Here is a 20,259-nt window from a genome sequence, read left to right as displayed (position 1 = left end):
TTTCATTACCTCTTAATGTAATAATTTATATAAAATATTTTTAATTTATTTAATAATTATTTTTGCTAATTTTATATTACGTTTGAGAACAGGAAAGGTTGGGGAAAATTTCTAATTTTTCAACTGGTAAAGGTATTACTATTTCTCAATCACTAAGCAAAGGTTTTCCAATTGTCTCAGGTGGAATCGATGTTATGGGTTATTATTCTAAATATAATAGAATGGAGAATACTATTACAATAGCAAGAGCTGGCAAATGTGGATATGTATCTTTCATTTCTGAAAAATTTTATCTTAATGATAAGTGTTTTTCATTAGATCTCAAAGAAAATATTAACTCTTATTTTCTATTTAATTTGTTGAAGAAGAACGAAAAAAGAATTATGGAATTAGGTTCAAATTCGTCTATACCAACAATTACCTCAACATCTTTAAAAGCCGTTGATATTTTTTGAACAAGTTACGGTGAACAAAAAGCAATCGCTATATTATTTGTTTCTATAAACTCCCTCATCACCCTTCATCAGCGTGAGTTAAAAATTCTCAAAATCTTTAAAAAATCACTTTTTGTGAAAATGATTGTTGGTAAAAATTTGACAATTTTACCAGTTACATTAACAAAAATGACAACGCTTGAGAACAGGAAAGGCTGGGGAACGTAGGTGACTTTAAGAGTAGTTCAGTTGATAAAATTATTAGGAAAAATGATTTATCTATATTCTTGTTAAATTTTATGGATGTTTATAAAGGTGTGAAAATAACTTCAAAGAATTTAAGAATTAATACAGCAAATAAAAGCCAAATAAGTTCATTTAATATTTTAAAATCTGATGTATTTTTTACACCTTCATCTGAAACTCGGAATGATTTAGGTTTTGCAAAAACGGCATTAGAAACAATAGAACAAGGAGTTTTTTCATATCATTTAATTAGATATAGACAAAAAAATAAAACTTTTTATGAATCATTTATTGACTATATTGTAAGGACTTCTAGATATAGAATAATATTTTATAAAGAAGCTGTCGGCGCTCAAAGATATGTATTAAGTATAAAAACTTTTAATAACACAGTAATTCCAAAACCAACTATTCAAGAACAAGAAAGAATTGTATTTTTATTAAATATTATCGACTCCCTAATCACCCTTCATCAGCGTGAGTTAAAAAATCTCAAAAACTTCAAAAAATCGCTTTTTCAGAAGATGATTGTTGGCAAAAATTTGACAATTTTATCAACTACATTAACAAAAATGACAAACGTTTGAGAACAGGAAAGGTTTAATTTATTGTTTCGTTTTGTGTGTAAAAAAGGTTTCAAAAATTTACCTATTCTTGCAGCGACAAAAGAAAATGGAATGCAAAAAAGACAGGATATTAACTTTAATGTTCAGTTTAATTTGGATAATATTATTAAATATAAACTTGTTGAACCTGGGCAATTTGTTATACACTTATCATCATATGATTCTGGTTTAGCACATTCCGCAATTTTAGGAGTTACCTCTCCTGCTTATAGTGTTGTAGATTTTATAAATAAAGAAAATAATGATGACAAGTTTTGAACTTTTATTCTTAAATCCAAATCATTTATTGACAAATTAAGTTCAATTTCTTATGGCTTGAGAGTTGGTAAAAGCATTAATTTAAATGAACTTAATAATATTCAGTTAAAATCGACAAATTTGATAGAACAAAATAAGATTTCTAAATTATTTAGTTTGTTAAACTCCCTCATCGCCCTTCATCAGCGTGAGTTAAAAATTCTTAAAATCTTTAAAAAATCACTTTTTGTGAAGATGATTGTTGGCAAAAATTTGACAATTTTATCAGTTGCATTAACAAAAATGACAAACGTTTGAGAACAGGAAAGGTTGGGGAATTTATATCAATTCGGAAAGTCCGGCGGTACTCCATTATCGAGTAATAAAGAATTTTATAATGGTCATATACCATTTTTGTCAATTACTGATATTTCTAATTCTGACACATATATTTATAAAACTGAGAAAAATATAACATTAAAAGGTTTAAAAAATTCATCAGCATGAATAGTTCCAAAAGACTCTATTTCATTAGCAATGTATGCTTCAATCGGGAAGGTGGCAATATTAAAGAATAACGTTTCTACCTCACAGGCTATATTTAATATGGTTTTTAGTGATGAATTGAATTTAAGAGATTTTATTTTTTATGCACTTAAAAGAATGGAATTACTTAAATTATGAAATAGTCTCTCATCATCAGGTACTCAATCAAATTTAACATCAGAGATAATAAAAAATTATAAAATTACGTTAACTAAAAATTTCTCTGAAAGACACAAAATAAATAAGCTATTCAATAAAATTTACTCCCTCATCACCCTTCATCAGCGTGGGCAATTTCGGAGGGAAAATGAGAAAAAAATCAGAAATTTTGTTTTATAAATATTTTCAAAATTGAATTTATGTATATAAGAAAGGTTCAATTAGAAGTGTTAGTTTTAAAAAATATGAATTATCGCTAGATTGAATAATAAAGTTAGCACCTAATTTAAAACTTTGTGACATCAATAGAATGGAATATCAAAAAATTCTAAATGACTATGCCATGTTTCATGAAAGACAGACAACGATGGATTTTCATCACCATTTAAAAAGTTCATTACTAGATGCCTTTGATGAGGGCTTAATAGATAATGATCCAACAAGAAAGGTTGTCGTAAAGGGTAAACCACCTAAGAAAAAAGCCAAGAAATATTTAAGTCAATTTGAATTACAATTACTTTTAAAAACATTAAAATTAAAAGAAAAATTAAATTCTGATTGACTATTACTTTTAATAGCTAAAACTGGTTTGCGCTTTTCAGAAGCTATTGCAATTACACCTGAGGACTTTGATTTTTCAAAACAAACTTTAAATATATCTAAGACATGGAATTATAAAGAAAATGGAGGTTTTTTACCAACTAAAAATAAGTCATCAATTAGAAAGGTTCCATTAGATTGATTAACTATATCACAATTTTCAGGTCTCATTAAAGACCTGCCAAGTAATAAGCCAATATTTTTGTTTAAAGAAAAAATTTATAATTCCACTATAAATGATACTCTTAGTAGAAGATGTAAATCAGCAAATATTCCTATTATAACCATTCATGGATTGAGACATACGCACGCATCAATATTATTGTATGCAGGCGTATCTATTGCTTCTGTTGCTAAAAGACTTGGTCATTCTAGTATGAATACTACAGAGAGAATATACTTGCATATTATTAATGAGTTAGAAAATAAAGATATTGATGTAGTTATGCGTTCAATATCAAGTTTAAATTAAAATTTAAATGCCCACGCTATAAAAATAATAGAACTTTAATTAGTTCTATTATTTTTCTTTGTATTGTTTTATAAGTTCAATAATTGGATTTCTTAATTTATATTTTGGACCATTTGATGATTTAACTTTTGATCAAATGTGGTCTTCAAAATTATTGTTTTTATTAATATCTTCTTCAATATCTATATAGTAATTATTTATAAATTCATCAACAATTTCTTTTCCAATTCCATAAATAGCTAATTCATCAAGAATTTCTTGTTTATCTTCTTGCTTTTTAAGTTCTAAAAAGTCATATAAACTAATTTTATCATTATTGCGATAAAGGTTATATCATTCTTTAATTCAATTATGATATTTAATGCAATACTTACTTAAAACAAGAGATATTGATTCACATGTTCTTAATTCTCATTCAAGGTTTGCGAAAAAATCCTTATCATAAAGTTCTTGCTTTTTGCGTGCCTGAATATCCCTTAAAACTTCATCATTATAGAATTTAAGATCATCATCAAGAGGATTACCACAATTAGTTGAATCAATATTGGCTAAAATAGACCCAATTTCATATATTTTTACATCAATTCTCTTAGCTACTTCTTGATCAAAAGGCATTAATTTTCCATTTTCTTCTCACTTGAAACTTAATAAATTTAATGAGTTCATTATACGTTTAATTTCACATAAATGATTATATGATTTTCGAAGATCCGTAGTTTTATTTATATCATCGGTGTCAAATGATTCAATATTTTTAAATCAACTAATATTTAATTCTTTAAATAATTTTTCGACTTCTTTATATTTTGATTTTATTACATTTATTAAAACTGATATATCAGATACGGTAATTTCTGTTAAATTTTCATAAGCATATTTTCTAAAAGCCTCTTCAACATTTTTTTTCATGTGGTATGGCAATTTATAAAAATGTGCTCTACCAAACTCTTTATTAATGTCATATTTTCTATTAGTTCTTGAAACACTTTGAACTAGATTTTGTGATTCTTGAAATTTATCAAAATATACTGTTTGAATATATTTTGAATCAAAACCAGTTAGCATTTGATTAACAACTATTAATAGATTTAAAGCTTTTGAATCATCGTTTTCATCTATATTAATTCTTTTTAATCTTTGAGAAACATCTTTTTTAAACAATTCATGTTCTTCATTTTGATTAATGATTTTAGATCCAAAATCTTGTTCGTATTTTTTATATATTTCTTTAAATATTTCCTCTAGTTTTTCAAGTTTTTGTGGTGATTCATCGCTATCTAATGATTTTGTAAATAAGGCAGTAAATTTAAATTTACGTTTTTTATCATTTATATCAAGATTATTTATGTAATTATTAAATATGCGAAAGTATTTTATTGCATCATCAATACTTGAAGTAGCTAAAATTGAAGAAAATTTATATTTAAAATCTTTTGATTTTTCTAAATCATATCAATCATTTAAAATGCTTTCAACGACAAGATTTTTGTATAAATCAGTTTTATAAATATAATTAATTTCTTTTTCTAATTCGATTAATTTATCCAAATTATCTGATTTTTCATTAAATTCTTCTATTTTTTTAGTAGCTTCATATTTTACATTATTCTTTAATTCTGATAACTCTTGTTTTAACTTAGTGCTATTAAGAGAATTTAATGTATCAGAACAATCTTTTTGTTTATTATCAACATTACAATTGAATGCTCATTTATATAAATCTTCAAAAATATTATATTTACAACTGAATTTTAATACTTTTTCTTGCACTATTGCATCACCTAAGGTATAACTATGTAGTTTTTCACCAAAAATATCATATGTATTAGGCGTTTCATCGAAAATAGGAGTCCCAGTAAAACCGAAAATTATAGTTTTTTTATTAAAGGTATTTTTGATTTTGCTCATCATTTGTCCAAAAGTACTGCGATGAGCCTCATCAAAAATTAAAACAATTCTTTTTTTATCAAGAATATCTTTGTGTTCTTCTTTGATACGATCTAATTTCTGAATTGATGTTACTATTATTGGTTGATGTTCATTTTTTCTTGTTTTATTTTGTAAGTCTTTAGTACTTGAAACATTTGTAACCATTTTATTATGCTTTACAAACTCATTATAGGTTTGATCCACTAGTTCAATTCTATCAGCCACAAATATTACTAAATCAGCAAGATTATGTTCAATTATTAATGAACTAGTTTTAAAACTAGTAAAGGTCTTTCCTGAACCTGTTGCATGTCAAATGAAACCTCCTTTAATAGGCTTATCATTTTCAGCTGCAAAAAGATCTGTTTTTTTAATCTTATCTAGTATTTTTTTAACAGCATAGTATTGATAACTTCTTAAAATTTTTAATTCATTACCATCAGGAATGGTATAGTCACAAATTAATTCTAATGCCATTGGAATAGATAAAAAGTTCTTAACAACATCAACTCAATTATTAATTTCATTTTTATTAGTTTCATCATACCAATTAATAAATTTTAATTCCCTATTTCTTGGTGAATATTCCATTTTTAATGGATTCATTGCAACTACTATATGTATGAATTTAAAGATACCATTATAAATATTTTTATTATAATTAGTCAATTGATTTTTTGCATTAACAATATTCTTATCCGCATCTTTTAATTCAATATGAATAAACGGTATCCCATTTATTAGTAAAAAAATATCACTTCTTTTTTGAACGTTATTGCTATTATTGATTCTAACTTGTCTTGCGATTTGAAAATAGTTTTTACCACCATCATTATTTAATTGTTCTTTGTGAATTAATGTTAAAGGAATTATTTTTTGTTCTCTTTTTAATTGCAGTCCTTGATTAGGTTTTATGATATCGCTATTAACTTGAGCTACATTTTGTTTAGATTCAATTTCATTTATTAATAAATCTAATTCTTTTTCGGTAATTGGCTTTCCATCAAGCTTATCTACATTATTATAATTTAAGATGCGTAATCAATTTAATTTCAAATCATATTCAGTAACATTATTTAATTCATTATCAATATTTAATTCACCAAAGCTTCGATTCTTTCAACCATTATCTAATAAAAGTTTTGTAACACTTTCTTCGAATTCAGCTTCATTTTTAAAATTTACATTGTTAAAATTAAGTTTTGACATATTTTTCCTATACAAACATTTTTTCTAATAAGGTTTTTTTGAGATTTTCTAAGGCATTTAACTTACGCTGATGAAGGGTGATTAGGGAGTCGATAATATTTAATAAAAATACAATTCTTTCTTGTTCTTGAATAGTTGGTTTTGGAATTACTGTGTTATTAAAAGTTTTTATACTTAATACATATCTTTGAGCGCCGACAGCTTCTTTATAAAATATTATTCTATATCTAGAAGTCCTTACAATATAGTCAATAAATGATTCATAAAAAGTTTTATTTTTTTGTCTATATCTAATTAAATGATATGAAAAAACTCCTTGTTCTATTGTTTCTAATGCCGTTTTTGCAAAACCTAAATCATTCCGAGTTTCAGATGAAGGTGTAAAAAATACATCAGATTTTAAAATATTAAATGAACTTATTTGGCTTTTATTTGCTGTATTAATTCTTAAATTCTTTGAAGTTATTTTCACACCTTTATAAACATCCATAAAATTTAACAAGAATATAGATAAATCATTTTTCCTAATAATTTTATCAACTGAACTACTCTTAAAGTCACCTACGTTCCCCAGCCTTTCCTGTTCTCAAGCGTTAGTAAATTCCTTAAATCTAATTGATGGAAAAACAGAATTTTCGCTTGGAAACATCTTTTCTAATAAGGTTTTTTTGAGATTTTCTAAGGCATTTAACTTACGCTGATGAAGGGTGATGAGGGAGTTTAAAGACTGAAAAGTAGTAGCAATGTTGCATTGCTCATAAAAAGAAGGAATTATTATTTGATCATCGCTAATATCATTTAAATTGATGGTTTGTCTTACACTTCCGGCCTTCTTTCTTTCTACAATTTTATTGAAGTGTTTTGATTTAAACCAAATAAATAATCAATCATTATTGACTAAATCGTTTGAAACAAAAACTTCATATAAAGGACTTACAAGGCCTATTTTACTAGATTTATATAATCCAATAGAACCAATATTAATTCTAGCTGGATTATATGCAAAATAGTTATTCTTAACTAAAATTGAGTTTCTTTTATCAGCACTTATCGCTATTCCGCCATTTCTAAAAAACTCATTTTGACTAATAAAACCATGCTTATTTGAAATAGAAAAGCTCTCCAATTCATATCCGTTAATATTTTTTTCACGTTTTGGAATTAATAAATTCCCCAACCTTTCCTGTTCTCAAGCGTTAGTAAATTCCTTAAATCTGATTGATGGAACCATATTATTTTTGCTCATTTTTATTACCACCTAAAATTGTGATTAATTCATTAATGGCTTTTTGATCATATTCATCTGCTTTTAGATCAGCGAGAAGTTTGACCAATTCTGATTCGTTTTTGCTAATTTCTTCATTTATTTCATTTAATGTATTTAAGTACTTGTTAAATAATTTTTCTATTTTATTTATAAATGAATCAATTACTTTATTAACTAGTTCAATAATTTTTTCAGTGATGTTATTAGTTCATTTGTAAAATAAAAGATCATAAAATGTAGTTTTATCTAGTGAATCGTATTTTTCAAGAGAGGCGTTTAATAATTCGAACTCATTTATTTTGAGTAAGTCTTTTAAATTTTTAAGTTCGTTGTTTAAATTATAAACATGAATAAGTTTGTCGGCTAATTCAAGATTATCTAATGCATATTTATCCTTCTTTAAAATAGCAACTTGTTTTGATAATTCTTTATTATCAAAACCATTTTCTTTAAATATAGGTAGATCTTTTTCTTCTTCATCAATTGATTCAAATGTTTCTTTAATTTCGCTTTCTATTGAATCGATATTGTATTTTAATTTTTTTATTTCATTTAATTCATTAACAAAAAATTTCTCAATAATAAATTCCTTGCCTATTAAGCGAGCATCTCAATTGACTAGAGTGCCATTTTTATTATTTTCAATATTTTTTTCTTGAATAAGAATTTCTGAAATTGAGATATTATCATTTTGATAATTTTGAATTATTTCAATATCCTCTTTAATAATCTCGAATTTTTCAATCGCTACTTGATATATGTCATATTTTTCAATAAAGGCATTATCTTTAATATTTAATATAAATTCTTCGAAATTACTTTCAAAGTTATAAACATTAATTTCATTAATATTTTCATATGAAGGAATATTTTTCTTAATAAACTCGATAATTAAATTTGCAATGTCTTTATTTTCTTTAATAAACTCTTTTACATATGAATCATTTTTTACTGTATTTACTAAATCATCATTTTTTAGATTTAAAAGATTATATCCGTCAGGTCTTTTTGAAATAAGTTTTTCTTTTAAACCAATAAACTTATTTCAAAATGGATTTAAAACCGAAATTTCTTGGTCAGATACTCCACCATACATTGTTGAATATAAGTCATGAATTTCATCTTTATCATAATTATCTATATATCTTGAAATATTTAGATTGTAGTCATTTTCCTCAACTTCTTTAAGCGAAACAATTCTTGAAAATCCATCTTTTTCAATTCTGTTATTAACAACATCTGATATTTTGATAATATGTGATCTATCAAGTTTATTTTTATTTCCATCTTTTGAAAAAAGTTTAGAACCATCAACAAACATAATGTCGTCAGTAGTTTTGTTTTCTTTAAGAATCATTATTATAGTTGAAATACCAGTACCCATAAACATATTATTAGGAAGTCCAATAATGGTATCAATTTTTTGTTTTTTGATTAATGATTTTCTAATTTCATATTCAGAACCGCCTCTAAATAAAACTCCGTGAGGTAAAACTATTGCCATTATTCCATCTTTATCTAAATGGTATAAACTATGTAATAAAAAGGCATAATCAGCTTTTGATTTTGGAGCAAGACCATATGATTGGAATCTTGGATCATTTATTTTATTATCAGGTTTTCAAAGATGAGAATAAGGTGGATTTGCTACAATAGCTTTAACTTTTTTATCTCCGTTACTTTCTGTTGGTCAATCATCTTCTAAGGTATCAGCTTCTCTAATGTTTATTAATTGTGGTGGAATATTATGCATAATTAAGTTCATACTCAATGTCTTAAATGAGGTTGGTAGAATTTCTTGTGCAATATATTTAATTCTAATATCATGATGTAATTCATTCATATGTTTTTGGAATTTTTCTGCAACTCTAATTAATAAAGAACCAGAACCGGCTGTGGGGTCATATATTCTAATTAAATCATCTTTATCATATGTAAATTTACTAAGATGGAATGAAATTATTTCAGACATTAGAATCCCGGCTTCAAGTGGTGTGTAAAATTCCCCAGCTTTTTTACCTGCTGTTGAGGCAAACTCACCAATTAAATATTGATAAATAAAACCTAATACATCATAATCTTGTTTTTTAGTTGGAATTTCATCAATAATTCTAACAACCTTTTTGATGCTATCTTCATTTTTGACCTTTTGAATTGAAAGATAAAATTCATCAAATATGTTTTTATATAATGAATTCTGTTGGTTAATATTTTCTATTTCACTATTAAAGTGATTAATTGATTCGATAATATAGTTTCGATCAAATTTACTACGAAATTCTTTTTTATTTCATGATGAAAATAAATATTCATATGGTATATAAAAACCTAAATTTTCTTTTAAGCTATCAACAATTTGATCAGGATTTTCACCTTTTGTAAGATCTTCTATGTATAAGTAACATTCATTATTATTTGATTTTTCATCATTTTTTTGACATAGTTGATAATCGCCATTTTTATCAATTAATGTTTCAGTTTGCTTTGATGATAAGTATTTATAAAATATTAAACCTAATATAATTTTGTCATATTCTGTGACATCTAACTGTGATCTAAGTTCGTTAGCAGCAGATCATATTTTATTAGCAAGTTTTTGCTTGCTCATTTTGATAAAGTCTTGATTATTTTCAAGATTTTTCGCCATTTGTACTCCTTTTAAATTAAATTACCTTTATTTTTATATCTTAATTATAGTATTATTTATTAATTTCGCTGTAAAAAACTCAAAAAATATAAATAAAACATTATCCTTAAAAATTTTTCTTTTTTAGTTTTTTTGTTTTTACATAATAAAATGTTAAAAGTTAAAAAAAGATTTAAAATACTAAAGAGAAAATAATTAAAAATTGGATAAAGTATTTTGGTATTGCCTAAGCACTTTATCCAATTTTTATTTTTTAAAATATTGTGTTTAAGTGAAATTTATTTTAATCTTGCAGCATTTTTAAATATATATCTAATTTTTCATTGATATACTTAGCGAATAAAACCTCCATTGCTTTTAAACTATGTTTCATATGATATTCATCAAATGCATTATAATAGGCAATTCTATCTGTAAATTTTATATCAATAGGTGGATATCCCGCTTTCATTAATTCAAGATTTACAAGAAGTCTTCCTGTTCTTCCATTTCCATCAATAAATGGGTGGATTGCTTCAAATTCAATGTGAAATTTAGCTAGCTTTGTAACAATATGTTCTTTACTAGATAAATAATTCTTTAAAAGCTCTTCCATTTTAGGTTCAATCAAGTAAGGCTGTACTGGTTCATGAGCAGCACCCATTATACGAACAGGGACTCTTCGATAAATACCTCTATCGTCTTTTTTATCAGCAAGAACTAGATAATGGATTTGTTTAATTATTCCCTCATTAATTTCACTTTTTCTTTTTACGAGTTCACTTACAAAATCAAAAGCCTCCTTGTGTCCAATTGCCTCCATATGATCTTTTAGTGGCTTTTTATTTATGGTAAGACCTTTTAATACTAAATCAGTTTCTCTTAAGGTTAATGAGTTCCCTTCGATAGCGTTTGAATTATATGTATATTCAATAGTAAATTCTTCATTCAGTCTTGCTAATTCCCCTTCTGTGAAAGGCCTCATTCTATCGAGTTCTTCTTTTTTTCGGTCTATTTGCGATAAAAGGCTTTCATTTGTTTTGTAACGACCGTCATTAGGTTTGGTGGCATTAATTGGTATTTTTCAAATTCTTCCTTCTTGATAAGCTCCAGTTACTTTACCTTCGGCACATAAAATTCTTACCCTTCTATCGGAAATTTTCCATTTCGTTGAGGCTTGTTTTGCAGTTATAAACATAAATTACTCTCCTAATTATTTTATTATAACATTTTATCGGAACAATATTAATGACATCGGAATGATATTATGTGTTTTATTGGAATAATACATATTAAATCAAATAGTTTTAATTATAGTGCATCTTTTTTAAATTTTATCTTGATGACTTATTGTTATTCTAACTATTGTAGGATTTTGTAATAGTGGAATGAATATTAGAAAAACATTGTAATTGAACTATACTGTTTTAATAATTGAATAACTTGTTAGGTACAAATATTACTAAATATTGTCTTATTAGTATTTAATTAATGTTTAGAATATGTTTTTTAAGAAGAATTGATCATTGTTAATTGAATTACAATTTTTGTGATGCATGTATTTTTATCACAATTTAACACATAAGATATATTATGAATTAAATCGACACCAGAAACATAAAATATGTTCTTCAATATAGTTTAGATATTTCTCAAAAACTTCAAAAATCACTTTTTCAGAAGATGATTGTTGGTAAAAATTTGGCAATTTTACCAACTACATTAACAAAAATGACAAACGTTTGAGAACAGGAAAGGCTGGGGAATTTATGTGAAATTAGTACAGGAAAGTTAAATGCTAATGCTATGGTTGAGTGCGGTAAATATGATTTTTATACTTCAGGAATTGAGAAGTTTAAAATAAATTCATATGCATTTAAAGGACCCGCAATAACAGTTGCTGGTAATGGTGCATCTATGGGTTATTTACATTTAGCCGATAATTTTTTTAATGCATATCAAAGGACTTATGTATTAACTAAAATAGGAATTAATAGAGTATTTTTGTATTATTTATTATTTACTTTATTACCTAAAAAAATTAATGATGAAGCTCGCAGGGGAAGTATTCCATATATCGTATATGATATGCTTAGTGATTTAAAAATTGTTCATCCTAACTTTAAAGAAGAAGATAAATTAGGTCACCTTTTTAACAACATAAACTCCCTCATCACCCTTCATCAGCGTGAGTTAAAAATTCTCAAAAACTTCAAAAAATCACTTTTCCAGAATATGATTGTTGGCAAAAATTTGACAATTTTATCAACTACATTAACAAAAATGACAAACGTTTGAGAACAGGAAAGGTTGGGGAATTTATTGAATTATATTAGGCCTGATAATTTTTATACAAGATATGATGAAATACCGGAATCTGGGAAAAATCCGGTTTTAACAGCTAATAAATCATTTATTTTAGGCTATTCAAATGAAACAAATACTTTTGATAAGGAATGTATTATTTTTGATGATTTTACTCAAGATTTTAAATATGTTAATTTTCCTTTTTTAGTTAAATCAAGTGCTATTAAAATACTAATTAATAAAAATACAATGTTTGATGTTTACTCCTTATTTTTAATTATGTTAAGTGTAAAACTTGAAAATTTTGGACATGCTAGACACTACATTAATTTTGTTCAAAATAAAAATATTATATTGTGCGGTTTTCATGAAATGAAAAGGATAAGAGCAATATTTAAACATTTAAACACCCTCATCACCCTTCATCAGCGTGAGTTAAAAATTCTCAAAAATTTCAAAAAATCACTTTTCCAGATGATGATTGTTGGCAAAAATTTGACAATTTTACCAGCTGCATTAACAAAAATGACAAACGTTTGAGAACAGGAAAGGTTTAATTTATTGTTTCGTTTTGTGTGTAAAAAAGGTTTCAAAAATTTACCTATTCTTGCAGCGACAAAAGAAAATGGAATGCAAAAAAGACAGGATATTAACTTTAATGTTCAGTTTAATTTGGATAATATTATTAAATATAAACTTGTTGAACCTGGGCAATTTGTTATACACTTATCATCATATGATTCTGGTTTAGCACATTCCGCAATTTTAGGAGTTACCTCTCCTGCTTATAGTGTTGTAGATTTTATAAATAAAGAAAATAATGATGACAAGTTTTGAACTTTTATTCTTAAATCCAAATCATTTATTGACAAATTAAGTTCAATTTCTTATGGCTTGAGAGTTGGTAAAAGCATTAATTTAAATGAACTTAATAATATTCAGTTAAAATCGACAAATTTGATAGAACAAAATAAGATTTCTAAATTATTTAGTTTGTTAAACTCCCTCATCGCCCTTCATCAGCGTGAAGATTCTCAAAGCTTAAACCAAGGATGCTTAGTTATTTTGATTGTTAATATTGGAAAGTTACATTTATGTATTTTAGTTTTTTATTTATTTTTATTTATTAAGTTAATGAAATGTTTAATAACTAAAAAAATAAAATTTTGCTTATTGTATTGCTTATTTTTGAATTTTTTATTCAAAAGTGTTTTTGTAGCAACAGTATTATATAATTGACTAGTAATATTAAACTGTGAGGTATTTATGTTTAAGAAAAAGAAATTAATTATATTAGCATTATCTAGTAGTATTTTTTCAATACCTGCAATTGTAATTTCTTGTAATCAAGGTAAAAAAGATACAAATAATGGAGCTCAAGGAAATCTAAAAGAAAAAGAAAATTTTCAAGAGTCAAAAATGAAAATAGATTTTGGTTATAAAGAATTATCTAATGTATTTTTAGTTGATTTTTTAAAAGATTTAAAAACTAAAACAACATTAAATGATGATGATGATGTTATTATTAAAGATATTAAGCCTAAAACTATTAATAATAGTGAAAATAGGGTTATAATCGAAATAACTTTACATAGTAATAAATTTAATAAAGATTATATCTTTAGTAAAGAATTTTCAGGTTTTAGACACATAAGTAATGGAATTGATAGTATTAATGAACAAGAAAATTCAGTGACCGAAGTAAATGATGAACGAAATATTAACTTTAATTTAAATTGGAAATTTGCAAAAGAAACATCCTCAAATATCACATCAATTAAAAACAACAATTTTGATGAAAATACTTTAACAAATATTGATTTACCATATGACTGATCAATTTATAATGATTTTAGCCCAAATATTTCTAATGAGTGAGGAGCATTAGAAGGTGGAAATGCTTGATATAGAAAAACGTTTGAAGTTAAAAAAGAATGAAAAGATAAACAAGTATTAATTCACTTTGGTGGCGTTTATATGGATTCTGAGGTTTATGTTAATGGAGCATTAGTAGGTAATTATCCATCTGGTTATCAAGAGTTTACTTATGATTTATCTAAATTTCTTAATTTTGATGATCCTAAAAATAATGTAATTGCATTAAGAGCAAAAAATTTAACAGATTCATCTAGATGATACTCTGGTTCTGGAATTTACCGTGATGTAACTTTATCAGTTAAAAATAAATTGCATATTGATGAGTATGGCGTAGTAATTACTCATAAAAATTTAACAAAAGATAATGTTAAAAATATAGATTCTACTGCTAAATATAAAATTGTAAATGAAACAAATCAAAAAGCAACACTTAAGATAAGACAAACTATTAAAACTTTTAGCGATGAAAAGGTTGTGAAAGAAATAACTTCTAGTCCATTTGAACTTGAAAAAGGTACTTCAATTGAAAAAAATCTTGATTTTAAAATTGATAATGTTAAACTTTGGGATATTAAAAATCCAAATTTATACACTTTAACATCCGAAATTATTAAAGTTGTAGACGGAAGAGAAGAGATAGTTGACAAAGATGTTCAAAGATACGGATATAGATTCACAAATTGAACAAGCAATGATGGATTTTCATTAAATGGTAAATGATTAAAACTGCATGGTGTTTCAATGCACAATGATCAAGGTGCCTTAGGTGCTGTTGCTAGTTATGACGCTATTTATCGTCAAATGAAAATTTTAAAAGAAATGGGTGTTAATGCAATAAGATCAACTCATAATCCATCTGATCAAAAACTTGTTCATATATGTGAAGAACTTGGTTTATTATTAATTGATGAGGCTTTTGATACTTGATATAAAGGTAAAAAGTCACAAGATTATCATAGATTCTTTGAACAAAAATCAACACATCCAAAAGCTATAAATAACCAAAGTTGAGCTGAATTTGATATTAAACAAATGGTAAGGTCAAAAATTAATTCTCCTGCTATATTTATGTGGTCAATTGGTAATGAGATAGCAGAATCTGAAGAAGTTAAAGGAACTCAAACAACACAAAATTTAGTTAAATGAGTTAAAGAAATCGATACCACTAGATATGTTACTTGAGGTAATGACAAATATAGATTTGGTAATGGACAAAATCAAAATGTGGCAAATGCTTCAGAAAAACTAGATACAGTTGGTATGAATTACTCAGAAAATAATGCTGAATGATTACATAAAATACATCCTGACTGAAAAATTTATGGTTCAGAAACATCTTCTGCAGTTAAATCAAGAGGTGTTTGATATGAACCTGAAAAATATGATAATGGCACAAATATAAATTCGCATTATGGAAAGCAACAAAGTGATTATGGAAATAATAGAGTAGGCTGAGGAAAAACTGCAACTGAATCTTGAAAATTTGATCGTGATAATAAATGATATGCTGGTCAATTCATTTGAACTGGATTTGATTACATTGGTGAACCAACTCCTTGACATGGAAAAAAAGGCAATGATGAGCCAAAAAGTTCATACTTTGGTATCGTTGACACAGCCGGATTTCCAAAAATGGATTATTATTTATATCAATCTCAATGACTAGATGTTAAAGAACATCCGATGGTTAAAATTGCTCCACATTGAACATGAGATGATAAAACTAAAAGAGATTTTGTTATCAAAAATGGAAAAATAACCTTAAGAATTTATTCGAACGCCAGAAAGGTCCTTCTTAAAGTTGATGGTGAGCTTTTAGAATCAAAGACATTTAATGTTAAAGAAACAAATTATACAAATGAAAAAGGTGAAAAAATTAAATATCAAGAAGGCGAAAATTCAAATGAGCTTTATCTTAAGTTTGAAGTAGATTATGAAAAATATAAAAATAGTACTATAGTCGCTGAAGCATATGATGAAAATGATAAAAAAGTCGCAGTTGATACAATCAAAAGAGCTGACAAACCAACTAAAATTAAATTAATACCAGAAAAAACTGTTGTTAAGGCTGATGGAACTTCATTGGTTTATGTTCATGTTTTAGCAATTGATGATAATGGAAATGAAAATCCATTTGCTAATAACTTAATTAATTTTAATTTAAAGGGTCAAGGAAAAATAGTTGGTGTCGATAATGGGGACGCTCTTTCAAGAGAGCGCTATAAAGCACAAAATGATGGTTCATGAAAAAGAAAATTGTTTAATGGTAAAGCATTAGTAATTATTCAGTCAACTAAAACTGCCGGTTTAATTGGACTTGAAGCTAGTTCAACTGGTTTAAGTTCAACATCTATTAATTTAATTAGTTCAAAAAATGAAAATACTAATATTATTCCATTAGGTTTTGAAAATAATAATTATGTAGTCCTTAAAAATAATGAGTTAAAACTTCCAAAGAAACTAAAAGTTGTATATTCAGATGGGAAAATCAATGAAACGGACGTTGTTTTAGATTCAGCAAATGTTAAAACAAGTACCCCTGGAACATATCCTATTAAAGTTAAAGTTGATGGAGTTGAATTAATTTTTAATGTTCATGTAATTGATTTTGAACAAACATATTATGTTGAAGAAATATTCAATACAATTGGTGTTAATGATCCTATTAAACTTCCGCAAAAAGTTACGTTATATTCAAAATTTGGTTCAATTTTAGAAGATGTTGTTTGAGAGGATATTTCAAAGATTTCAACTGAAAAAGTCACTAAAAAAGGCGGTGAAGTTAAAATAAAAGGTCATTTAGCAAGCCATCCTCAAAAAGAAGTTAATGCATATATAAGAATTATTCATAAATATGAAATTTATGATATTAATAAACAATATGTTCAAATCGGAAAGACTACCGCGAACGCTTCATATCAACAAGGTAATGATTTTGCACAAAATGCAATTGATGGAAAAATTGATCATGGAAAAAGATGAACTAATTGAAGCAACTCCAATAATGCTAATGATCAAAAGAATGATTTTACTATTACTTTAGATCAACCTCAAGATGTTCAAGCAATTGGAATTCATTTTTTCAGTGATCGAAACACACATAAAGATGGACCAGCTTTAATTGAAATTTCAACTAGTTCAGATAATCAAACTTTCACTCCGGTAACAAACCAGTCAAATAAGGATAAATTTATTGCTAATGAAGAAACATATGAAAATATAATAAGCTTCAATAAAGTTCCAAAAGCTAAATATATTAAATTAACTATTACAAATCGCTCAAAGTCAAGCAGTACATATTATGTTACTGGTTTTGTCGAATTAAAAGTTTATGGATCAAGTTTATTGCCGATAAAAGATGAAACTAGAAAATTATCAGAAATTACTGTAGGTCTTAATCAGTTATCTGAATTTAAACCTGATGTATATAAGTATTCTGGATCATCAGAATTTATAAAAGGTTTTCCTGCTGTTCAATTTAAGCAATTTCAAAGAGACAAATCTCACTTACAAACAATCATTTATGATATTGATGAATCTCATCGCGTGTATAAAGCAATTTTAACATCTGAAAATGGTGAAAAAACTGTTTATGAATATGAACATACATTGATGACTGATAAAATTAAAAAATTTAAAGTTATCATTGATCCAATTTATGTTGGCTCAGCAACAAGATTAATGTTTGATATTGAACTAGAAAATGGTCAAAAAATTACCGTAATGGATTTGAATGATTTTAAAATTAAACTTGAAGATCAAAGTGCTGAAAATATTTATTTTAATTACAAAAAAGACATTATTTTTGCTGAACATTCAACTAGAGATCTAAAAGTATTTGTTGAAGCTACTTATAAAGGTAAAAAATATATTTCTGAACCTACTACCGTTAATTTTATAGAATTACCACCAAAAGATAAAAATATTGAAACAGCTTCGTTATATAATTTAACTATTTTTAAGGGCGAAAAAATTAATCTTCCAGGTTATATTGATTTGAAATACCCAAATGAATTAAGCAAAAGAAAGCTATTAGTAAGATGACAAAATGTACCGCAAGTAGCTACAAAAACAGGATTTTTTATTTATGAAGGCGAAACAGAAGAAGGCCAAAAAGTTTATTCAAGTATCCAAGTGTTAGAATATATTGGTGTTGAAGATGTAACACTTGCAACTATTCAAGGATTTGAACCATATCAAGGATTACCTGAAAATGTAATGGTAATTGATTCATTAGGAAATAAGAATGTTAAGTCTGTTAAATGAGAACCATTTAAAGAAAATGAATTTGATAAGATCGGTTTAATAGTTAAAGAAGGAACAATTGAAGGAATTAATCTAAAAGCAAAAGCTCATATCAGAATTGCTTCAAAAGATATTTCTAAATCAATTAATATTTCAAAACAAGTAACTGGTTTTAATTACCCAGCTGCTTTTGCAAGTTTTACAAATGATATTGATAAGGCATCAAATGATAGAATTTCAAAAATAAATGATGCTACTATTGAAACAAATTCAGCAACTCGAAATAAATGATCTAACTGACAAAATAATGCCTCAAAAAGACAAAAGGATTCAGTTGGTATTATTTTTGCTCGTGGTGGAGTTATTAAACCAGAAATGTTTGATAGAGTAAAAATTTGATTTGGCGAGGACTCTGGAACTACTGTTCCAACTAATTATTCATTTGAATACTTTGATCAAGAAATAACTAATTTACCGGAAAACGAAAAATTAGGGCATATTGATGAAAGTTCATCTAATTTAAAAGATAATGCTAAATGAAAGTCAATAGAATTAAAGTCAAAACCAATAATTAAAGCAAATGATACAAATGGAACATTATTTGAATTTACTAGACCAATTAAAGCGACAGCAATTAGAATTACAATGGATGTGCCAACTAATAAAAATGGTATTATTATTTATGAAATGCAGGTTGATAGATTAATCCCAGCTGAAAATAATGATCCTTTAATTGAAGTTAAATATGATGATAGAGCCTATAACGAATTTAATCCTGATAGATTTGAATACCTTGTTCCAGATAATAAAGATTTAACTAAGTTTATATTTACTACTAATAATAATTCAAAAATAACATCGACCTTAATTAATCAAAAACTTATTGTTAATGTTTTTTCAGAAGATGCTAAAAAACTAAAAACTTATATTTTTAAAAAACAAGAAAGTATAGATTTGGATAAAAAAGCATTGGAAGTAAAGAAAATAATTTCTGAAATAGAACATAAATATAACACCGAAATTAAGCATAACTTAGGTAAAAACTCATTATATAAAGCATATATTGCTCAATTAAATTACTTGCTAGAATTAGGTTCAATAAATCAAATTGATGAATTAATACAAAAGATAAAATCTATTTAATTTTAATGTCTAATATCAAAAAAGATATTAGACATTTTTAAATATTCATATAAATTATAAAAATTAATGTATAAAACACTTCTTTTTATTAATATTTATAATCATTATATTAATTTAATCTAAATTTATAGATCATTTTATCTTTAAAAAAGATATTTTAATATTAAATATTTCTTAAAAAATGTTTTTCAAATAATCAAGAACTTTTCAAAAGTCAAAATTTTTATTAAATTCTTAAAATACTTTTGAAAAAAAAAAAAAAAAAGACATTTTGTCTATATTAGATATGTGATTAAAATGACTTATTCTAGTACTATTTACTGGAAAATAATAAA

General features: G+C 25.7%; 8 protein-coding genes. 4 read left to right on the top strand and 4 right to left on the bottom strand.

What is annotated here, in order from left to right; all coding sequences use genetic code 4:
- Positions 1-62: 62 nt before the first annotated feature.
- The 3 genes from EXC48_RS03395 to EXC48_RS03385 all read left to right on the top strand — a co-directional run bounded on the left by EXC48_RS03395 (position 63) and on the right by EXC48_RS03385 (position 3,320).
- Positions 63-662 (top strand): restriction endonuclease subunit S, encoded by a 600-nt coding sequence (locus EXC48_RS03395; protein WP_165035642.1) that lies wholly within the window; start codon positions 63-65, stop codon positions 660-662.
- Positions 663-733: 71 nt separating this feature from the next.
- Positions 734-2,428, top strand: a complete 1,695-nt coding sequence (locus tag EXC48_RS03390) for a restriction endonuclease subunit S (RefSeq protein ID WP_129720791.1) — start codon at positions 734-736, stop codon at positions 2,426-2,428.
- A complete protein-coding gene (locus EXC48_RS03385; RefSeq protein ID WP_041593811.1) occupies positions 2,397-3,320 on the top strand; it encodes a site-specific integrase in 924 nt (307 codons plus the stop codon). Before EXC48_RS03390 ends, EXC48_RS03385 begins: the two co-directional genes overlap by 32 nt.
- A 48-nt stretch (positions 3,321-3,368) precedes the next feature.
- On the opposite strand, the gene EXC48_RS03380 is transcribed toward EXC48_RS03385, so the two are convergent.
- The 4 genes from EXC48_RS03380 to EXC48_RS03365 all read right to left on the bottom strand — a co-directional run bounded on the left by EXC48_RS03380 (position 3,369) and on the right by EXC48_RS03365 (position 11,549).
- Positions 3,369-6,458 (bottom strand): HsdR family type I site-specific deoxyribonuclease, encoded by a 3,090-nt coding sequence (locus EXC48_RS03380; RefSeq protein ID WP_129720789.1) that lies wholly within the window; start codon positions 6,456-6,458, stop codon positions 3,369-3,371.
- A 7-nt stretch (positions 6,459-6,465) separates the two neighbouring features.
- Positions 6,466-7,704 carry a restriction endonuclease subunit S gene (locus EXC48_RS03375; RefSeq protein WP_129720787.1) on the bottom strand — a complete coding sequence of 413 codons (1,239 nt, stop codon included), beginning with the start codon at positions 7,702-7,704 and terminating at the stop codon, positions 6,466-6,468.
- Positions 7,691-10,372, bottom strand: coding sequence for a type I restriction-modification system subunit M (locus EXC48_RS03370; protein ID WP_129720785.1), 2,682 nt, complete (start codon positions 10,370-10,372; stop codon positions 7,691-7,693). The genes EXC48_RS03375 and EXC48_RS03370 overlap by 14 nt, the downstream gene beginning before the upstream one ends.
- A gap of 283 nt (positions 10,373-10,655) precedes the next feature.
- Positions 10,656-11,549, bottom strand: a complete 894-nt coding sequence (locus tag EXC48_RS03365) for a Fic family protein (protein WP_129720783.1) — start codon at positions 11,547-11,549, stop codon at positions 10,656-10,658.
- Between the two features lie 485 nt (positions 11,550-12,034).
- Between EXC48_RS03365 and EXC48_RS03360 the strand changes: the two genes are divergently transcribed.
- Complete coding sequence (locus EXC48_RS03360; protein WP_129720781.1) at positions 12,035-19,924, top strand: glycoside hydrolase family 2 TIM barrel-domain containing protein; 7,890 nt, start codon at positions 12,035-12,037, stop codon at positions 19,922-19,924.
- Positions 19,925-20,259: the final 335 nt, after the last annotated feature.

Source organism: Mycoplasmopsis cynos, from assembly GCF_900660545.1.
GTDB lineage: Bacteria > Bacillota_I > Bacilli_A > Mycoplasmatales > Metamycoplasmataceae > Mycoplasmopsis > Mycoplasmopsis cynos.
Note: the sequence above shows the minus strand (reverse complement) of the source record. Positions and strands in the feature narration are given on the sequence as shown.